Origin of the sequence: Pectobacterium odoriferum (genome assembly GCF_009931295.1) — a bacterium.
Taxonomy (GTDB): domain Bacteria; phylum Pseudomonadota; class Gammaproteobacteria; order Enterobacterales; family Enterobacteriaceae; genus Pectobacterium; species Pectobacterium odoriferum.
In genome coordinates, this window is sequence record NZ_CP034938.1 from 2,720,365 (window position 1) to 2,739,016 (window position 18,652).

General features: G+C 50.7%; 25 protein-coding genes. All 25 read right to left on the reverse strand.

The features are described 5' to 3' along the window. Window positions 1–66 precede the first annotated feature (66 nt). Window positions 67–1,098: a DUF2184 domain-containing protein gene (locus EO763_RS12125; RefSeq protein WP_161529098.1), complete on the reverse strand. Its 1,032-nt coding sequence runs from the start codon at window positions 1,096–1,098 to the stop codon at window positions 67–69. A 16-nt stretch (window positions 1,099–1,114) separates the two neighbouring features. Further along, window positions 1,115–1,984 (reverse strand): hypothetical protein, encoded by an 870-nt coding sequence (locus EO763_RS12130; protein WP_161529099.1) that lies wholly within the window; start codon window positions 1,982–1,984, stop codon window positions 1,115–1,117. A gap of 15 nt (window positions 1,985–1,999) precedes the next feature. Then, window positions 2,000–3,667 (reverse strand): NUDIX domain-containing protein, encoded by a 1,668-nt coding sequence (locus EO763_RS12135; RefSeq protein WP_161529100.1) that lies wholly within the window; start codon window positions 3,665–3,667, stop codon window positions 2,000–2,002. A gap of 12 nt (window positions 3,668–3,679) precedes the next feature. Beyond that, a complete protein-coding gene (locus tag EO763_RS12140) occupies window positions 3,680–4,501 on the reverse strand; it encodes a hypothetical protein (RefSeq protein WP_161529101.1) in 822 nt (273 codons plus the stop codon). After that, window positions 4,498–5,916, reverse strand: a complete 1,419-nt coding sequence (locus EO763_RS12145; protein WP_161529102.1) for an anti-CBASS protein Acb1 family protein — start codon at window positions 5,914–5,916, stop codon at window positions 4,498–4,500. The genes EO763_RS12140 and EO763_RS12145 overlap by 4 nt, the downstream gene beginning before the upstream one ends. Window positions 5,917–5,928: 12 nt before the next feature. Then, window positions 5,929–7,260 (reverse strand): terminase large subunit domain-containing protein, encoded by a 1,332-nt coding sequence (locus EO763_RS12150; RefSeq protein WP_161529103.1) that lies wholly within the window; start codon window positions 7,258–7,260, stop codon window positions 5,929–5,931. Between the two features lies 1 nt (window position 7,261). Further along, window positions 7,262–8,305 (reverse strand): terminase small subunit, encoded by a 1,044-nt coding sequence (locus EO763_RS12155; protein ID WP_161529104.1) that lies wholly within the window; start codon window positions 8,303–8,305, stop codon window positions 7,262–7,264. Between the two features lie 62 nt (window positions 8,306–8,367). After that, on the reverse strand, window positions 8,368–8,553 hold the full coding sequence (locus EO763_RS12160; RefSeq protein ID WP_161529105.1) for a hypothetical protein: 186 nt from the start codon (window positions 8,551–8,553) through the stop codon (window positions 8,368–8,370). Window positions 8,554–8,581: 28 nt separating this feature from the next. Next, window positions 8,582–9,133, reverse strand: coding sequence for a hypothetical protein (locus EO763_RS12165; protein ID WP_161529106.1), 552 nt, complete (start codon window positions 9,131–9,133; stop codon window positions 8,582–8,584). Beyond that, the gene (locus tag EO763_RS12170) at window positions 9,112–9,660 is read right to left on the reverse strand and encodes a lysozyme (RefSeq protein WP_161529107.1); all 549 of its coding nucleotides are present in this window, start codon (window positions 9,658–9,660) and stop codon (window positions 9,112–9,114) included. Before EO763_RS12170 ends, EO763_RS12165 begins: the two co-directional genes overlap by 22 nt. After that, window positions 9,660–9,875: a class II holin family protein gene (locus tag EO763_RS12175; protein ID WP_161529108.1), complete on the reverse strand. Its 216-nt coding sequence runs from the start codon at window positions 9,873–9,875 to the stop codon at window positions 9,660–9,662. Before EO763_RS12175 ends, EO763_RS12170 begins: the two co-directional genes overlap by 1 nt. Window positions 9,876–10,175: 300 nt before the next feature. Beyond that, window positions 10,176–10,745 carry a hypothetical protein gene (locus EO763_RS12185; protein WP_161529110.1) on the reverse strand — a complete coding sequence of 190 codons (570 nt, stop codon included), beginning with the start codon at window positions 10,743–10,745 and terminating at the stop codon, window positions 10,176–10,178. Between the two features lie 119 nt (window positions 10,746–10,864). After that, a complete protein-coding gene (locus EO763_RS12190) occupies window positions 10,865–11,239 on the reverse strand; it encodes a hypothetical protein (RefSeq protein ID WP_137742613.1) in 375 nt (124 codons plus the stop codon). A gap of 117 nt (window positions 11,240–11,356) precedes the next feature. Then, window positions 11,357–11,866: a hypothetical protein gene (locus tag EO763_RS12195; protein WP_244321986.1), complete on the reverse strand. Its 510-nt coding sequence runs from the start codon at window positions 11,864–11,866 to the stop codon at window positions 11,357–11,359. A 94-nt stretch (window positions 11,867–11,960) separates the two neighbouring features. Then, window positions 11,961–12,545: a recombination protein NinG gene (locus tag EO763_RS12200; RefSeq protein WP_161529111.1), complete on the reverse strand. Its 585-nt coding sequence runs from the start codon at window positions 12,543–12,545 to the stop codon at window positions 11,961–11,963. Further along, entirely contained in the window at window positions 12,538–12,981 is a 444-nt protein-coding gene (locus tag EO763_RS12205; RefSeq protein WP_161529112.1) for a NinB/YbcN family protein, read from the reverse strand. The genes EO763_RS12200 and EO763_RS12205 overlap by 8 nt, the downstream gene beginning before the upstream one ends. A 163-nt stretch (window positions 12,982–13,144) precedes the next feature. After that, window positions 13,145–13,366: a hypothetical protein gene (locus EO763_RS23395; protein ID WP_072014164.1), complete on the reverse strand. Its 222-nt coding sequence runs from the start codon at window positions 13,364–13,366 to the stop codon at window positions 13,145–13,147. 149 nt (window positions 13,367–13,515) lie between these two features. Continuing rightward, on the reverse strand, window positions 13,516–13,914 hold the full coding sequence (locus EO763_RS12210; protein WP_044209424.1) for a hypothetical protein: 399 nt from the start codon (window positions 13,912–13,914) through the stop codon (window positions 13,516–13,518). A gap of 535 nt (window positions 13,915–14,449) precedes the next feature. Next, window positions 14,450–14,932 (reverse strand): ImmA/IrrE family metallo-endopeptidase, encoded by a 483-nt coding sequence (locus tag EO763_RS12215; protein WP_244321987.1) that lies wholly within the window; start codon window positions 14,930–14,932, stop codon window positions 14,450–14,452. Window positions 14,933–14,935: 3 nt separating this feature from the next. Further along, window positions 14,936–15,295, reverse strand: coding sequence for a helix-turn-helix domain-containing protein (locus EO763_RS12220; RefSeq protein ID WP_161529113.1), 360 nt, complete (start codon window positions 15,293–15,295; stop codon window positions 14,936–14,938). 138 nt (window positions 15,296–15,433) lie between these two features. Continuing rightward, complete coding sequence (locus EO763_RS12225; protein ID WP_161529114.1) at window positions 15,434–15,739, reverse strand: helix-turn-helix domain-containing protein; 306 nt, start codon at window positions 15,737–15,739, stop codon at window positions 15,434–15,436. A gap of 19 nt (window positions 15,740–15,758) precedes the next feature. Then, a complete protein-coding gene (locus EO763_RS12230; protein ID WP_161529115.1) occupies window positions 15,759–16,301 on the reverse strand; it encodes a replication protein P in 543 nt (180 codons plus the stop codon). Then, window positions 16,210–17,187, reverse strand: coding sequence for a DUF1376 domain-containing protein (locus EO763_RS12235; protein WP_161529116.1), 978 nt, complete (start codon window positions 17,185–17,187; stop codon window positions 16,210–16,212). Before EO763_RS12235 ends, EO763_RS12230 begins: the two co-directional genes overlap by 92 nt. After that, entirely contained in the window at window positions 17,187–17,813 is a 627-nt protein-coding gene (locus EO763_RS12240) for an ASCH domain-containing protein (RefSeq protein WP_161529117.1), read from the reverse strand. Before EO763_RS12240 ends, EO763_RS12235 begins: the two co-directional genes overlap by 1 nt. Window positions 17,814–18,087: 274 nt before the next feature. Beyond that, the gene (locus tag EO763_RS12245) at window positions 18,088–18,651 is read right to left on the reverse strand and encodes a toxin YdaT family protein (RefSeq protein ID WP_161529118.1); all 564 of its coding nucleotides are present in this window, start codon (window positions 18,649–18,651) and stop codon (window positions 18,088–18,090) included. Window position 18,652 lies beyond the last annotated feature (1 nt).

Sequence of the window (18,652 nt, forward strand, 5' to 3'; positions counted from 1 at the left end):
CAGTTTTATCCTCATAAAAAAGCCCCTGACGCTTTCACGGCAGAGGCTCCTGGTGTTTCAAGTTTATTAAGCGCTATAGGCCATCGACAGGATGGTGATAGCTTCCGGACGCACCGCCCAGCCAGATGTCGAACGCATCTCAGAGAGAACGTCAACCGCACCACCAGGGATTGGGGTCGGAATTTCACGCGGCGCCGCCATGTCGCAGAACATCAATGCGTTCGCTGCCAGGTTAGGAGCCAGCTTCGCAAATTCGTTCGTGTTAATTGTCGGGTTTACCATCGGCGTTTCGACTTCCGGGATAGTGAGCACCACAGCATCAGTACCACCGGCCCCCTTCCCGATTAGCGTGTCGTCATATACCCAGTCCACCTGCACGCCAGCATCCTTGGAGACGTTTTCTACTGTACCGCCAACGGCTGACGTACCGCCGCCAGGGCGCTGATACGATGTCAGTTGAACGATCTGCTGAATCTCAAACGCACCGAGAATGCGCTGAGGTCCGCAAATTACAACGCGCTGCTGCTTACCGAGCTGCATAGTGCGGGTCATTGCGCCCAGAATGTGCCCGAGGATGTAAACCGCCATCTGTCCGTGGTCATAGGTCAGAACAGTGGTGTTACCGTCGGAGTCAGGCGGCAAGGTTTCAGTGGTTGCGCCAGCTGTGTTCATCAGACCCTCGCCACCAGCCGGATTCATGCCGTAAAGCAGGGAGTTGCGCAATTGTTGGAAGATGCCCTGACGCATGCCGAGACGCTGCGCCTCTGGCAGTGCGACGTTCCAGTTGCCAGCCGCCGCCATGTCGTGGTGGTCGTAAATACCACGACAGCGGAACAGATAGGTTGGCGTGGAAATCATGCGCGCTTCCATCGCCACGCTTGGCAACTGGTTACCGTTGCCTGACTGGCTGGATGTTACCTGCGTACGGATATCCAGTCGGCGCATGTAAACGTACTGATCGCCAACACCCAGGCGAACCTGAGGATTTCCGCTGGCGATGGTCTCGAATGCACCGGACGCCTGCTGTTGGCTGAGAATCAACTCCGGCGCGATGTACGACGGATTGACGATTGTGTAGCTGGGGGTAATTGCAGCCATTTAATTCAGCTCCCGATTAAAGTAAGACCAGCGCGCAGCTGTCGATGTTGTTCCAGGTCAGGAATCCGGTAGCGCTGTCGTAAGAGACAGTTTTGGAATTACCAGCCTGAATGGAGATCAGCTTCAGTGGCAGGGTGAATGCAGCAATAGCAGCAGCATTCGGAGCAGAAACGGATCCCTGAGTTGTTGCGTCGGCAGTAGGTGCGACTGCAGGAACAAAGGTCAGCGTCAGCGCTGTCGGGGCTGACTTAACGTAGTAGGTACCGTTGTAAGCCGCAGGAGCAGCGCCGCTGATGGTAATGTATTTACCAGCAGTTATCCCGTGTGCCGACGCGAATCCCGCAGTCACAACGCCATTGTCCACGGTCATCTCAATGGTAGTGACGCCACCGCCTGAGTATGCCGCTGCGGCTGCAGTCACCAACTGATTGTTAACAAAGTCCCACGCCAGTGGCGTTTTAACTGATGCGCCAGCGGTACCCAGCGCCACTACATCGGCAGATGCCTTCAGAGGTACGCGCATGTTTGAACCGAGACGGTAGTATGAAACGCTCATGCCAGATGCATACTGCGGAACAGGGGATTGTGGTGTAGTCAGGCCGTTGTGTGCCTGATTAAAGACGGTGAATCCTTCCAGTTCAGCAACAGATGTCGCACGACGGATGTTAGAACCACGCGGACTGGATGCGGTACCAGGCAGCAACTCAGCCACCGGCAAACCGCCCCACATAGGAGCGGTTTCAGAGGTCGCCACGGTACCAGACGCCAGATTAAAACGGTTTGCTGGGTCATCCAGCGCCACGCCCTGAATCAGGCCGTCAGATTGAACGCCGAATGAACCAGCCGCATTGGTGGTTGCCATCGGATTAAGAGATAAACTTGCCATGCTTTAGCGCTCCCGTTAAGCCTGTTTGTTAAAGCCGATTACTTGACGCTTGCCTGATTTGAATGGTGCCCAGGTAGCTTCAGGATCGCCTTCGAAGGTGCTGATCTGGCGACCAGTGGCATCGGAGCGTTTAATTTCACGCAGCATACCAGGGCCAACAGACAGACTGGCCGCTGACTGCGCATCGGCGTAAATTTGCTTCTCAGCAAATCCCAGCAACGCGGAGTCAGCGATGGATGACAGGTCGACGGCTTTAAAGTCCGGCGAATGCTCCTGAAGCTGGATCATCATTCGGCGGCGATAGGCCATTGGCTTTTCACCAGAGAGTGGCATCGGCGCACGTTTACCGAAGCTGGAGAACACGCTGTCGGCCTTCACCTGCGCGTCAGCAACTTCGTTGCGTTCTTCATCAGTCAGCTCGGTTGGTATGCGTGATTTCAGATCGGCGATTTCACGACGAAGCTCTGAGTCCGCCTTATCGCGTTCACGCTCTTTGCGCTCGCGCTCCAGTTTGTCATCTTCACCTTTCGCTTCGTTCTCCAGCTTTTTCAGCTCACTTTCGTCAGCCTTGGCTTTAGCCTCAGTATCAGCTTTTTCTTTTGCGGCCTTTTCATCGGCATCAGCCTTGGCTTTTGCATCCTCAGCCTCTTTCCCTTCAGCGTCCGCTTTGGCCTTTTTATCAGCCTCTTCTGCATCAGCTTTGGCTTTCGCGTCCGCCTCTGCATCAGCTTTCGCCATGCGCGCATCCATGCACTTATTGAATAGCTCTACAAACTTTTCCTCGTCCATCTTTTCAGCCTCACTTTGAATGGAATCAGATTTAACACCGGTGGGGTCCAGGAGCTTATCCCAGACGCCCTGTTCACAAATTGCAACGTGGTCGAGCAGCTCCGGGGATGGCTCAATTAAAAGAGGCTGACCGTCGACAATGATTGATTTGGCTACTTCAGAAAATCTTACGGTTGGTGAGGTACTTAACCGCGTAGTCGCCATTATTTCGGCGGCCTCTGCGTCATAGACTCGAGCGATAGCCCACACCTCGCCATTATCGGCAACCCACGCATTAGTCAGGGTGCCAATGACTCGCTTGGCGAATTCTTCGCTGTCGAGCTTGTTTTTCTCCGGGTGCAGCCAGATAAGCGGGACACCGGCCACGCGCTGGAGAAATCCTGGGGTGAGATAGTCATCCGGATTACGGAATGCCATCTCTTGATCTGCGGAGCGCCAGGTAACACCAGTTCCGGTTACGCGAATGGCGTACAGCCACATGTTGATAAAGTATTGGGGACTGCTTAACGTCCCGTCAGCGATAAGCGCGCCAACCTCAGTTTCATTGAGCGACTGCTGCGCCAGCATCTCAGCAAAAGGCTGATGGAGAGGCTTGGGCAGATCGTCAATATGAAACCATCCTGCGGCCAGCGACTCATCGTTAATCTTCGCTTCAAACTTATCCGACACTTCAGCGCGGAACGTCAGGTAATCACCGTAAACGCTATGCGGAGTCATCGGCCCATCGTACTGATAGCCGGTTTCTTCCAGCACCTCACGGCGCGCTGCGTTGACAGGCAACTCGCCAGGTTCTACCGTTCCGCCTGGCTGGCACCAGGTGCCGTCGTCAGATCGCTGGATAAGAAAAACGAATTTTCCATGACGAAACATTATCCCGCTGCCAAAAATAGCCACGTTTCAATGCTCCTATTTTGCCTTCATTGACTCCATGAACTTGCGCCCCTTCTGGGTGAGCATGTCTTCCGGGATGCTGCGGAGGTTGTAGATGTAGGTGACGTAACAGCGACAGAACACCTCTTCGCCTGGCTGGGTAATGGCATCGAGATAACCGGCTGGTCCCGGTTTAACGTAGCCATTCTTTTGCGCCCAGTTCCCGCGAATGAGATAAATCAACTTATCCCGTTCCTTATGGTCTTCTCGGTAGTTGTAATTGGGCTGCCGCCAGTGGCTATGCCACTCAGCAGCGATTGCGTTGTTGCTGGTTGCGATCACGTTATCGATGTTAGCGATGAGCTTGTGGTTTTGGTCGATCATCACCCGGCGCGCCTCATAGTCCACCTGTTCCGCGGACTTCTGAATGTGCGTTGCTGTCTCCAGCATAGTTCCTTGAATACCCGTCAACGCAATGCTATCGGCAGATGGGATGCTGCTGGCCCAACCGCTAAATCGCGATAACGTGGTGTCGATGGCCTTTTTGCGATTCAGTGATATCAGGTCCACGCTGGCCATGATTCGCCGATCCAACTCCGTTCGTAGTTTTGGCTCTAGGTAGTTGATAGTGAAACGCGATATTCCTGGGTGGCGCTTTAGCGCGCCCGCTCGGTTTATTTGAAGGTCATACGCATGCGTAAGGTTTCTCGAAACCATGCTTGCATAATCACCTGACGTTTCACTCTCAGCCGCCTGGCGTATGACTGACTGCCACCGCTCCAATTCCTCGCGAGACGAGAATCCGTGTCGCAGGAAGAACCGTACCGCATCCCTTACCGTACGAGTGAAGGTGTTCATAGCATCATCCCGTCGCCCGGCGCTTCAGCTTTTGGCGGCTCGGGTGGAGGATTGTCCTTCAGAGAGTCGTAATCGAGATTAAGCCTCTGAGGGAATAGGTTCTCGTTGGCGTTGGCGTTTTCACACGCCCATTCGATTAGCGTCGCCCTGTTATTGGGATCCGCCACCAGTTGCGGGAGAACCACTTCCAGCATGCTTACTATCGACTTAAACCGCGTCTCGTCGACCTTCACCCGCTCGCTTTCTGGCTCCTTCAGGGAAGACGCCCAGCGATACTCAAAGTTATTAATCCACTTTGAGAAATAGATGCTGTAGGTATTTTTCAATTCAGGGATGCCGGCACGAAGCGACTCAAAGAATTCAATACTCCACGCGCGGTACTGACAAATTCTGATAAAGAAATCATACAGCGTCGCCAGCCACTCACGCAGGTCATCAACGTACACGGCCACCGCTTTAGCATCCTCAGTACCCTCGCCAAATCCCTTCGTGAACGTTTCGCTGTTCAGCAGAATGGCGGGCATGTCGGCAGCGGCGGCAATGTTGGACAGAATGTGATTGCGCGAAGAGTCCAGGGGCTTTTCTAAATTGTTCAGGTCGATGGACTCAATAACGTCATTATCCCCGATCTGGAGAACTTCTCCGGTTTTCCCGCGCTTCAGCATCATGCGCTTGATGCCACTGAGCTTCTGCATCATGTTGTTGACGATGGAGCTTGGCCCCTTAATTTTCGTCACCAACAACCCGCCCTTCACTGCCACCATGTCATCGGTGCGCATGGTCTGAATGAAGGATTTCAAGGGGAACAGAGCGCGCTGGTAAACACTGCGACCCGTAAAGCCGAACGCGGCAGGGTTATAGGCCAGGTAAATCGGGTCTTCGTTCTGCACTACCACACAGCGTGATTTGTGGTATGGCTTTCCTGCAACTCGGATGCCGTCAACTTTCTGAAAGTCGACCGCGTTCGGATCCTGATTCAACACAATGCTGCCTGCAGTGTTCAGCGGGTCAAGAATATTGAAACTGATGTTGTGCTTGTACAGCGTGCGGTAGTCGAGTGCCGTAGCTGGCTCCTGATTGTCCACCAGCATGGCAATAGCCGACGTCCCGTAAATGCGAGCCAGACGGGCAGCGTTGGCAATGTGGCGGTCAGCTCCGAGAGATTTCCACTCACGCTCAAACGCATCACTCAGGCGCTTCTCAAGGCCAAACGTACCTGAAACATGGACGGTTCGGGGCTCGTTCATTGCCATCTTAATCGGGCGATCGACCATCTTTCCGCCAAGTGGGTGGAAAAGATAAATTGTTTTGCATGTCTGATAGCCAATCGATGCGCCTGGTTGAATATCATCACTATCCAGTAGGGATATAAGCTCGGGTGCGCTACTGCCAAGTTCAATTTCATCATCGTTCATTGGTTTTTCTCGTCAGAGTGCGTCACCACTGCCGAAGGCAATGATTAATCCGTAGGTGTAGTCGTCGAGCAGGTCATCAGCTCGCACATGAGCTTTTTTGTCGCCCAAATGGAACCGAGAGACTTGCTTATACAGGTGGTTTGCTGTCTCGCCTTTAAATACCGCTGTCTTTTCGTAGGCATGGCGGGAAATCTTGGCTAGTCCGCGATAGTGGTATCCAGAGGCCATAATTGCGCGTTCGTCTTTCCCCTTACTGGTCAGCGCGGATTCAATTTTGTTGACCGGCCATCCTAGGCTCTCGCCTTTCTGCAACAGAATGCTACCCATGCTGGCGTCTTCAATGAAAACACCCAGACTGCCGTTGATGGCCACGCATGCGCCGGATAACTCATTGAGACGATGAAACACCGACGGCATCCACGTTTCCAATAGCGCCCCATCGATCTGCACAACATCCCAGTCAAGAATTGTGAGACGTTCACGACCCGGCCTCAGGTCGAGGCTGTAATAGACAACCGCCGTGCCGTCATGCTCGGTACCGCCTTTCACGGCAGTATCCAACACCGCAAACACACACTGGCAGGAATCGGGGTAATCGACAGGTTGATCTTGATCCTCACCCTCAAACCATTTTTTGATGTCGAAGAGAGATGCGGCTGACCAGTCAACGAACTGCGCCAAAAACTCCTGCTGGAAAACGCGTGGGTCATTGTTCTGGCGCTCTTTCTCCAACTCCTCAGGAGGAACGAAGGGGTTTGACGACGTCGGCGCGTGGTGCTCAATAAATCCCAGCGATTTGTTGTTGCAGATGGCGTAAAAGAAATTTTCCTCATCTACGCCATCAGGGGTGGAAAAGACGTATGCGCGCCCTTTCGTTGTAAGCAGGGTGGGCTTAATCGACTTGGGCCATATCTCCTTCAGCATCTCCGGTGATTTGGTAAATGCCGCCTCGTCAATGAGCACTATTTCGTACTCACGACCGCGCCCTGCGAGTTTGTTATCGTTCGTCACCCAGAAATCGATCTTGCCGCCATTTTTCAATAGCAGGCGCTTTTCAGACCGGCTGAAGCTTTTCTTTAGTGGGAGGAGCATCTCCTCCAGTTTGTCGTAGATCTCTTGATACTGTCGATACTCAGCAGTGAAGATTCCAACGCGTCCACCAAGTTCGATATCCATTCCAGGACGCTTAAATGGCGCAGTCGAATAGGTAACCGCGGCGCTGGACAGCATGAATGTTTTGCCCCAGCGACGACCACAGCGAACAGCATTGAGTTGGTGCTCCCATGCGTCAGACCATACCGTTAATTGCCCCTCGTGCAGCGTGGGGAGATAAATATCAGCCATATCATCGTCCCGGTATAGGCAGCGTGTTGTGCACGACGATCGCGTTGTCCTTGTCGCCGTCCTTCATTAGTTCTATTTCGTGACGCAGCTTCTCGTTCTGCAATTCAAGGCGCTCGATATCAAGTTGCGACTGGCGATCATTTGTGGCTCGCAGGAGAATAAGTCGGGCCAGTTCTTTTCTGGCGGCGTCCTTATCAGCGGTCATAATCTCTATGCCGAACTTGCCCAGCTTCACGCCATGCAGCAGATAACGAGCATCACCCTCTATGTCGCGAGTGTCGGCAAAGAACGCCTCGCCTCGCCCCTCGCCATTGCATCGAGGGCATTCGGGATTGGGGTCCATTGACTGGTCATAGCCGTACCCGCCGACGTCCTGAGGCTCAGGTTTTTTGCGCTCAACAGCATCCAAACGCTTCTCTTCAAACTCGACAGCGTCACGCCACTGATACTGATAGCCAAATCCCCAGCAGTAGCGGCAATTCACTCTGCGGTATTGGCCGATGTCATTAGGGTCTGCGTTTACAATTGCGCTGAGTTGGGCAATGACGTCATCAATCTCGGCGGCGTAGCGTGTCTGGCGCTCGTTGCGAAGGTGTCTGATGTATCGTGAAACCTTATCATTTCTCATCAAACGACTGGCGTTGGCGTAAGCGCCGTGACCAGCGTCTGAATAACCAGCGACCCGATACGCTTCGACGCGTGGCTTTCCATCGACAACATGACGAGCAAACAACATCTGCTGGTCAGAGAGTCCAAAATCCTCATGGGTATGATGAGGGGTTGTCCGGGTATTGCGCTGACCTGATGTTGCTGCCTTGGGCTCTGGCTTCGCAGTTTTTTTGCTGACCTTTGCCTTTTGCGAATTCGCAGTTTTTTTCACTGCTACCTTCTGCGAATTCGCACCGTAATTCGTAACCTTGATATAGCGCTTTGCGCTGGCGTAATTCAGTCCCTGCGCTTCACACCAGTCTCTGGGGGAAATGCCGGTTTTGGCATGATCGGCGAGGAACTGGTGTTGCAGTGCTCCCCAGTCCGGTTTTGCCATCTCTGTTCACCTGCCTGTTTGACATTATCGGAGCCCCTGATGCAAGGACTCCTGTAATGGCATCAGTCTTTCAGGAACTCTTGGGTTGGGAACTCGATTTCTGCTGCAAGCAGGGTTGCTGTTGTGACATCTACAATCACATAAGCATGGGGGTTGGCGTTTTCGTTCAACCATTTAATTAATGGTTTCGCTGCCTCTTCAAAGGTCTGTGCGTTATAAACAGTGGAAGTGCTGCTGTCTTTTTGCATTTTATTGCCTCGTTATTTCAAGCACTGCTCACTGACGTATTGCTGCGGCAGTGGTGCGTGATTCTTCGATTTCCCTGATTCCTGCCAGTTGGCTATTAGCCTGGTCAATCACAGTCAGTAGCGGATCAATCCAGTAGACCGCCTGCGCGTAAGTCAGTCGGCAGGTGGTGGCAATGGCGCTAGCACTGGCTGCGTCAGATTTGCCGGTAGTGGTGTACATTGCGCTGGCACGTAGACTGTTCGTGTATTCGAGCAACCGGTCAACAACGCCATCAGTATTAGGCACGCACTGGCGGCTAGCGGGGTCTTTCTTGACCACCGTCCGAATAATGATTTGTCGCTCATCTGATTTGTCCTTGATGTTGGTGGCGTACTGGCTGGCTTGCTGGGATATCTGGTTGAAGCGGTGAAACTCGAAAGCCTGGCGGCTGATTATCGCCGTTTGGCCTGCAACCTCTTGCCCCAGCTTTTTTGTTTTGCCCTGCTCATCACTGTATGCGTCGTGATAGTAGTAGACGCCGAATGACAGCGCAGCAATGAGAGCAAGCAGAACGGTTATTACTGTAGCCCTGATAGACATAGTGATTCTTCCTTCGCCGCCCGGATAACGAGCCCCGGCAGACGCTGACCACCGCCATTCACAAAATCTGGCAGATGGCTGCACATGTTTGCCCAGTTGCCAGCCTGCGCCCACTTGTGAATTGACGTTTGCACCCGCTTGCCGCTGGCTCTGCTGTAATAGGTTTTCAGCCCTGTACAACCCAGACGAAACGCGCCGGAAACCATCGCCGAAAACGTGTTATCTGACATATCACGCCCACGAAATTCACGATTAATGCAACGCTCAGCGACCAGAATGTTTTTCTCCCAGTCGGCCGCGATCTGCGCGTCGGTTTTTCGCGTTCCACTCACAACGCCGTGCGTATTACCGATGCCGTCAGTCAATACGCCAGTTGGACACACATAGGGGTCGCGGCGGCACGACTCAGCATTACCGATTAACTCCAGCCCAGCTTTATTTGTTCTGAGTTGCCCGTTATCCAGCACAATCCCAATAATGACGCTGACGGAACAAATAACCCCTGCTGCAATTTTACGCTTGCTCATTAGCTCTCCCGCACCGCTTTACGACGATCCTCTTTGATTTTGAAATGCAGATTGACGAGAAACGTCAGCAGACCGAAAACGAGGCTACCGAGAACGCCGATTGCCGCCCATTGAGTGGGAGAAACTGTATCGAGTAACTGGAGCATCCAATATCCAGAACTGGCACCGGACGCCCCGTATGAAATACCAGTGGTAACTTTGTCCATACGGATCATAACCTCACCTCCGTTTTACGGGGCGCTGTGTGTGATTTACAGGAAATAAAAAAGGCCGCGAACGCGAGCCTTATAGGTGTGCCAGAGTTAACATCTGGCTGCTTATTGTCGGGTCTGGTATCGTTAAATCGCCAAAAGTAACCATATCAAACACGAGGAATTAAATGAGCGAATCAAATAAACCTTCTGGGGAGCAGAAACCACAACCAACACCAACACCGCCCGCCAAGCCAGCGACACAGCCAGCCGAAAGGAACCTGAGAACAGGCTATACCTTCGTTGCAGATTCTGCTGAAAACCTTAGAAAAAAAGGTAAGTAAGCGCTGAAATTATAAGTGCACAAGCAGGAGTAAGGATTGTGGCGATCCTTACTCTTTCAAGCTCACAGCCTATTCTGGCATTCTCCTTTTTACTCATCTCGGCCATCCTAGTTAAATCTGCAAGCCTATAGCGCCTGAGGATATTTAGCGTCGAGCGCCCAGCGGTGAATCCCTTCGATTCAAAATTGGCATAATCAGTCCCGCTGAACCCCTTATAATCATCATGGTACAAAGCGTAAGGCGTTGACGAAGCGAGAGCGCGTAGCCTAACCGAAAGCACGTAACGGACGAGGTACACGGCACACAACGCCCAATAAACCAAAAATACGGCTATTCCTGCGGTCAAATAATCCAGACTGGAGCGCTGTGTTAAAAACAAAAAAGATGAGCCAACGCCTGCTATTAGTATGCTCAACAGCTTTTGCCCATTTTCCTTATTCAGCGCGTTGGACTGATGGATTTCCCGAATACAGTCCTCCCCCTGTTTCTCCAGAAAGGATACAAGATCATCATCCGCATCCAAAAAGTAGTCATCAGGTAGATTTTTCATTTCTTCCCCATCTGCATATTGCAATGCGTCGAATTTTAGCCGAAAGCCATTAACTGGAATACTGTGACGAAAAAAAGGCCACGCGTTAGCGCAGCCCATGATTCTTGAGACGTTATCGTTTAGTGGTTAGTTAAACTCTCTTTTACTTTTTTCTCGCAAGCAGGGATCATTAGATCTCTGAACATGTCCCTTGTATCGCCGTCATATTGTCGATTGGGAGGGCGATAATCTTTGCGAAATGATTCGGCAATTCTGGCTGATGTGGCAACATACTCCGACTCATCAATACCGAAATCAGAAAGGCTAAAACCACGATCTTTGAAGCTGGATACCTCTTCATTGATGATTGCTAGCACATCTCTATCAGTTGATCCCACCTTGTCTGTGATATTCCACTCAGTCATACAGATTTCATGTGCTGCTTTGCTGATATCATTAATAGCAGCAAATGATGTCAATGGAAGCGCTAGCACTAACACAATGATTTTTCGCATATTAACGTCAATTCCTTTGAAATAAAAAACCCGCACTGATGGCGGGTTTCCGTGATTCTGTCGCTTGGATACAGCTTTGCGAAGCGTACCTAAATTATGCAGATTCAAAACCTGTTTTCAACACTTTTCTGCATTTTCTCGACGTAACTCATCAAATAACGTGAAATAGACAGCGGAGTTAAACAATTCTATGCACCAGCGAACCCGATCAATACACTGTTTTTCCGTTAAGAAAGGGGCGTGCTTACGATTAAGCCAGCGTGCCATGTCCAGTATGGTTTTGTTCCAGGTGTAATAATCGCGCCCAATTTCATAAACAGGGTTTTCTTTGCTGAATGAATTAAGGATGACACGCTCCATGAACGCAGCTTCTTCTTCGTCACCAGCATCACCGATCAGGTCCCCCAGCGACTTTTTAGGCCATAGAATTTTTTTAGCCATAATGAGCAAATCATCGCCTTTATAGCCCATGTCCCTCAGACCATCGAGCACTGTCGCCATTCGCTCTTGCTGCTCACAGCTCCAACCGGTTTCCGCTTGGGAAAACATGCCGCCACCAGCTGACAGGTGTTCAGTGCCACTGCCGCCGTACACTGCCCCCAGTGATTTAGTAGAGAACGAACCCACCGATTTTGCTCTGGCGTCAGCCTGCGATATTTACCCAGATACGAACGACGCGGAGCGCGTGCCAATGCTTGCCATGATGTATCTTTAGCTGCTTTCACGCTGCCTCCTGCTTTTTCAGTTCACGTAAATTAGCCCGTGCGGTTGCCCGGATTTTGTCGAGTTCTTCCCGCGTCCATCGATGTTTGTCGTTGTTAGCCTCCAGTTCCTGCACGCGAACCTCCCCGATCCGTTCCACAAGCGAAATGCGGTATGCCTCGATGTTTCCTGATTTATGGACGTTGCAGGTGTGGCACTGGAGCCATAGATTGTCAGGCTCAAACCGGAGGTGTGATGCGGCGGCGGTTGTTCTGTAGTGTCCGGCGTGCCAGGCGAACGCTTCGCGCGTGCCGCAGGATATGCAGCAGTCGCCAGCGGCCAGTAAAGATTCCCGCCGCCAGTCGTTCACAGCGCGCTGTGTCATGCTGATCCAGTGTGATAATGGTTTGACTGCCGCCTTGCGCTCACGCCATGCAGCCTGATCTGCTTTCTGTTTTTTCTGCTGCTGGCGCTGCTTTTCTTTTTCACGGAGCTGTATCGCGTACTGCGCACCGTGTTCAGGGCAGCACCAGCGGACGTTTTCAAATTGCGGGGTGAATTTCTCGCCACAGATTTTGCATTTACGGCGGGGTAATTTAGCCATGCCTACCGCCCTCATCATGCCCTTTTGCGTGATACTCAGAATTAGCGGGAATGCGTAGCTTGATGCCGCGCTCAGCACACCAGACCTCAATACGGTTCAGGTAGAAGGTCATTTCTTCGGTATCAAGCAGCTTGGTTGACTTAACCCACTGGGTAACACCGAGTACGGTTACGCTCTTTGCAGGGCAGAAAAGGTTCTTGAAGAATTCATGCAGATCTTCGTCGGTTATCTTTTCGCTTGAATGGGCGTTCGCAGCCTCAGCAACGTCGCTGTTCCACATCCACATCAGCGAGTTTTGAGGGATCGTTCGCTTATCGCGCCATGGTTTGATAATCAAGCGGTAGCAACCACCAGATTCCAGCATTGATTGAATCTGCTGACCTATGGCTAAGAAATTTGATTTATGAAGCCGGATGCCATCTTTTTGAATGCTCACGCTTTACCTCCTGAGAGATAAAACGCTGAATACAGAAAGTCGCTGGCGTCGTTAAACGTCAGTGACTGGGGATTTGATACGTTTTTTTGCGCCATTGGTTTATCTCCGTTGGCGCAGCAGTGATGGTTGTTCAGGCCATCAGCGGGAATTATATGACAAAGTTTTAAACTTGGCTTACTCGATATCCGGCACGCTCTAACATTTGCGTGAATAGTGTCGGCGTTCCGACAATTTCCTCTGGCTGGAGCGGCATAAATGAAATCGTATCGCCCTGCCGGTACGTTAGTGCCCGGTCAAATTCTGGAAAATCCTTAAACGTCGCTACAACGACATGGTCACGGCAGCGCACAACTGCATAGCCCGAACCTGGTAGTTTTATTGCCAATCCATCACCTTAATTAACTGTATATCCATACAGTAATGATACTATATAAAATATTTCAATATGCAACAAAAAGCCCCAATGAATGGGGCTCAGTGTATTCTTTTTGTATTTATTCGAATCTTGTATGCTCGATTACCCACTGTTTTAGATCAGCGCCCAACCGACCTAGCATTTACTCCATAGTCGACCAGGACTTGCATCAATACCACTCTAGGGGTTTTAGTGGTTGGGAGCATTATGTTGGACCTTAATCTGGATGCGATAGTAGCGCTCATTAACTGGTTGTGTTCGTAATAAATCGTCATCTGTTTACCGATATTTTGGGTAGTCAGGTCACTGACTCTTCTTCCGCACTCGTCAGTTAGTCTCATGTCTATACGCTCTGGATAACCTTCTTCTTTGTCATGAAATTCTAAAGACTCCACGCAATCAGCGGGAAAGCGGTAACTTTCATCATTCACTCGGAAAATAAAATCACCACCGTCAGCACTGGATGCTGACGAGTAAAGTAGTGCAAAGCTTAAAAACAATCCGATCTTGGTTTTCATTATCTCCTCCGTGTTGAAAGGGAAATATATCAAGCCGCTTGCTCATGTGCTGAATGCAAACTTGCCATACTTTTTCTCACTAACGCTTCCGCGAAACGCGGATGTAAAGCATCTATACATCGGACAAGTTATCTGTTTATCTTTCTCTATATAACATCAGTAATGTAAGAACGAAAAAACTCACCCAGTACTGGGTGAGTTTTTTAAATGAAACAGCCTTACACAGCTTACTTTTCAGAACAGCTGCAAAGAGGAATAGGAAAAGGCTTCCCCTTTTTTGCGTGACGAATCACACCATCTACACACACACTGTAGCGGAAAATAATCTCGCAAGCATTTCCACATTTACGACAGGTTCCCATTGCCATGGCTTAGGTATCCCTGCATACCTGTAAACCCATACAGATTGCGCATTGTTGGGAGTTCCGCTAGACTAACTTTGTCAAGTTTAAGTGTCGCGGAGGGTTGCCTCCATACACACTGGAAAGTTCTCACGCTTTCCACCCCTAAGCCCTGTTTCTCACGACAGGGCTTTTCATAAAAATTCAAACGATAGCTGATGCATATCAAACCCTAACTCCTGTAAGACCACATCAGCAAATAAATCCGCTTGCCACTCAGCATCTTCAATTTGTACTGGTGGCTTGTTCGCTTTATGCAACAGTGGTCGATGCCCTAATACCAAATGACCTAGTTCGTGAAAAAGCACAAAAAGAGCTTCACGGTCACCTCGGCATGCTAGCTCAAACGTCTGGTTAGGGACGCTGATAGTCAAGGTGACTGGGTCATAATGACCAGAAGTTAAATCGTAAGTCGCTCTTGACCAAATATGATCTTCAACAACATTCAGCGTGATGCCGTATTCACTCAACCCCTCAAATGCCTTATCCAGACACTTCTTTTTTTTCAATGATTTAAGATTGAAAATGGCAGTGTAGTTTATCGCCCGACTGGTTATATCAATCATACTCATTGGTGCAACACGGTTCCCACGTAACACATAAGCTGATGGTTCCAATTATTATCCCTCAAAATGATTAATGCTTTTCATCAGCTCAGCAATACGCTTCAACTGTTCGGGGGTCAGAGGGGACTTTGCAAAACCCGCAACTAGCATCTGCTGGTTCTGTGATAAACCATCCAATGAAACAAATTGGTTGGATACATCGGCTAGTTCCTGCAGATTCTCCAATGCACATCCTCTTGCTTTAAAAAATACCTGGATTTCTTTTACCCATTTTTTGGGGATTTTCTTGCTTCCCGTTTCTAAGCCACTAAGGAAAGCTGATGTAACACCTAGCTCTTGAGCCATAGAAAGCAATGTACTATCAGTATCTATCCTCGCTTTTCTGACGGCCTTACCGAATTCAGTGAGTGCCATAGTTAATTCCTCGATTTGCTGTAGGTGGCAGGCTCGGAGTTAGCGAGCCTGCGGGTTACTTAATACCAATAAAGTCAATTTACCATTAAACCGAAAAAAGTAAACCAAATTAGTTAATTTTTTTATTATTAACTAAGATTAGTTCCCTGCTACGGTGTAATTCCTTACTTTCTTCCATACGCGTACTCCTGCCAGTAACTGAGTGAAACGAGCCTGTACGGGGTGAACGCCAAATGCTGGTTGGGTTTCACGGAATAGGAAATACGTGTATTTCCCTGGCATACCAACTGCCACTATTCGCTGATTTTCTCTCAGCGTATTTAGCGTTGAACCAGCCTCTTTCGATGAGATGTTGAGGGCGCGCGCGATTTCCTGTCGGGTCATCCCCTCATGGCGGCGAATGTGGCGCAGCATGCGCTGCGAAACGGGCATTTTAGTTTTCATTGGTCAAATCTCGATTTGGTTAAATTAATCCAGCCGCTTTGCGGCGCTTAAATTCCGCGTAGGCCAGTTCCGCTGGCGTTGGCCCGCCAGAGTGTTTTGGTGCTGCAAGATGGCGCCGAACAGGTGGAATGCTCATCCCATGGCTGATGTTTTTCACCCATTTCGCCAGCAGGCGTTCTGCCAACCGCTCCAACTCTCCCGCCGTCATGCGTTTTTCTACGCCAGCGCGCCGCATTTCAATGCAGATGTGATAAAGCACAGGCTGGCGCCATGGGAATTCAGTGCTGCTCGAATAGCGATACGATTCGTTGCGCCAGCGCTTGTATTCGGCCATAACATCATCGGTGTTCAGGCCAAATGGATTCGCGCCGCATTCAGCCACCAGCGACACAAATTCCGCCAAATCTGGTGGCCACGCATTGCCTGCGGCACAGCGATTTAGGCAACCAGTAATAACTTTGGAAATCTGGTCATTCGTCAGATGTCCAATCGCCGCTGCCCACGCCGGAGAAGGTTCCGCCCCGTTCTTGGTAATCCAGCGATCCGTGTAGATCTCGATCATCGCCTCCCACAACCCGTCCAACATCAGTTCCGTGGCGCTGGGATTGGGCTGTCCTGAATTTCTGCATTGCGCGAGATTCACCACTGTTGGTGGTCTGTTCTGGTGCTGCATTTAAACCTCCGGTTTTTTGTTTACCTGCCGAACTCCGCACCTGCTGGATGTGCCGAGCTAATTTCTGATCCCATTGATGTTGGTGGAACGCTTTCCCCTCAGGCTGCCAGTACATGACAAACCCCGCTAACTCAGTTGGCTGGTAGTCCTCTGTCAAAACCACCCCAGCCAGCGCAGCCCGTTGTCGAAAATCTAACGACGGTCTCCAGTCGGAAAACATCGGGAATTTACCGATCGGTTCATCGATGCCCGGCAGGTATTCTGGTAGCACGTTGTTTTCAGCAGGATGTAAATTTTCCTCGCGCGCTATGTGTGGGGTTTTATCTTTTAGATCTTCTTTATTATCTGGATCTTTATTAGTTGGATTTCCGTTACCACTCTGTTCCAACGGATTTTTAACACCCGTTGAACGTGCGTTGCCTCCGCGTTGGTAGTTCGTTCCTTTTTTAACCCTTCTTGCCTCGGCAGAGGCTTTTCCTGCCGCAGACTTCTGCTCTAACGACATGCGCACCGCATCTAAATCACGCTCAATGCGCTCATGCACCCATTCGGCTCCGTTATCGTTGAAAAATTCCTTCAACGAACTTTCAACGGAAATCCAACGGTCGTTACCCATCCGAGCTATCTTTGCGAGTCGGTTTTTTGGTATTGGTTTCCCTGTCTGCCAGTAGTTAAACATCAGCAGCAAATAGGCCCCATGCTCCTCTGTAGACAGATGCATCGTGTCTGCCAGATAGTCAGCAATGTAGAGTTGCATATAGGGCAGCGCAGCCATCAATCCCCCTTGATATGCTTAAATTCGATAACCCATACCCATGGATTAGCGTCCCAACTTTCAGCCCCGTAGATGGATTGCCACAGCAACGCAAACATAGGTTTCGCATCTTCAATGCAACACCCAATTTTCACCGCCATATCAATGATCTCTGCGTTCTCAAAGCGATCATCAACTGCATCAATGCCTTCTGCCCAGCAATCCTCTTCGCTGATATCGTTCAGGCGCTCAACGCGCACACCAATGATTTCCCGCGTGATGCGGGACGCCCATCGCGGCATGTGGATCGACGGCGTCCAGCCTCCCACTGGCTGGCTACTGTCGGGGTAATCAGATCGGTAATCACAAAACTCTGACGCTTTTGATATGCCGTCCTTAATTTCTTGAATCACATCATCGTCAAGCCAGAATCCGTTAAACGTCTCCCGCACCCATAGCCGATCGCCAACTTTGCCGAACGGGCAGAGATAAACCTTCTCACTGGTATCCATCCACGTCCCGCCACTCAGTCGAGCTAAGCCATCTTCATCAGGCTGAGGCTTAACGATTCGCCGCGTCTGCGTTTTCTGACCGGACAAAGTTGCCCGAACCATGTCGCCGTTAAAAATTATCCCGCGCTCTTTCATCGCTGGGCTCCTTAGTAAGTTATTGGTCAAAACTCGTTACTTCGTTGTTCGTGATTTCGGCTGCTTCGTGCTGTACTTCTCAGCCCACAACCGCCCTTCTCGCAGACAGTCGTCAATCATCTTGCCCTTGCCGCTGGATTGGGATACGCGGCGGTAATACTCCAGCGCCTTGGCTACCCCCCCTGAGCGATGCCGGGCGTGTAGCCCTTTTTCAGCAAGTCCTCGCGAACGTGCTTTTCGATAAATTCCAAGTGGTTCATTGGTCAAAACTCGATTAGAAAATCCCGTTGAACATCGTCACGGTACTATCCAGAACAGCAGCCCAGCGATCGGGCGGCGCCAACTGAATAAGCGACATGACCCCCTCTTTTATCTTTTGCTCAAGTTCACGCAGCGGTTCGCCCAGCAGCGCGGACTGTTTTGCTTCAGAGCATTCGCGCGACGCAGCGGCCACCAGCTCCGCTTTTGTCTTCCCTTTCTTCAATCCGTACTGGCGCGCAATCTCGATCGGCATTACGTCGGCGATTACCGGCGCCAACTGCTCGATATATCCCGCATAACGTCGTGAGTTAAACGGGTTATCCAGCCAGCGGAAAATGTTCTGGCGGTTATTCCGTGCTGAATCGCCAAGTTGCAGACCGCGCCCACCACGACGGCGCCATTCATCAACAACCAGCTGCGCGATCGCCTCCTGCGCCCTTCCCGGCAAAGTTTTCTGCCAAGTTTCCACCGCATCACGAACAGCAGCATGTGCCGACACAGACTGACGAGATTGATTTCTGGATTTCAGCAATCCCGATTTTGCGCAGTTATCATCCTGATAAGTTTGGCTGTGCATA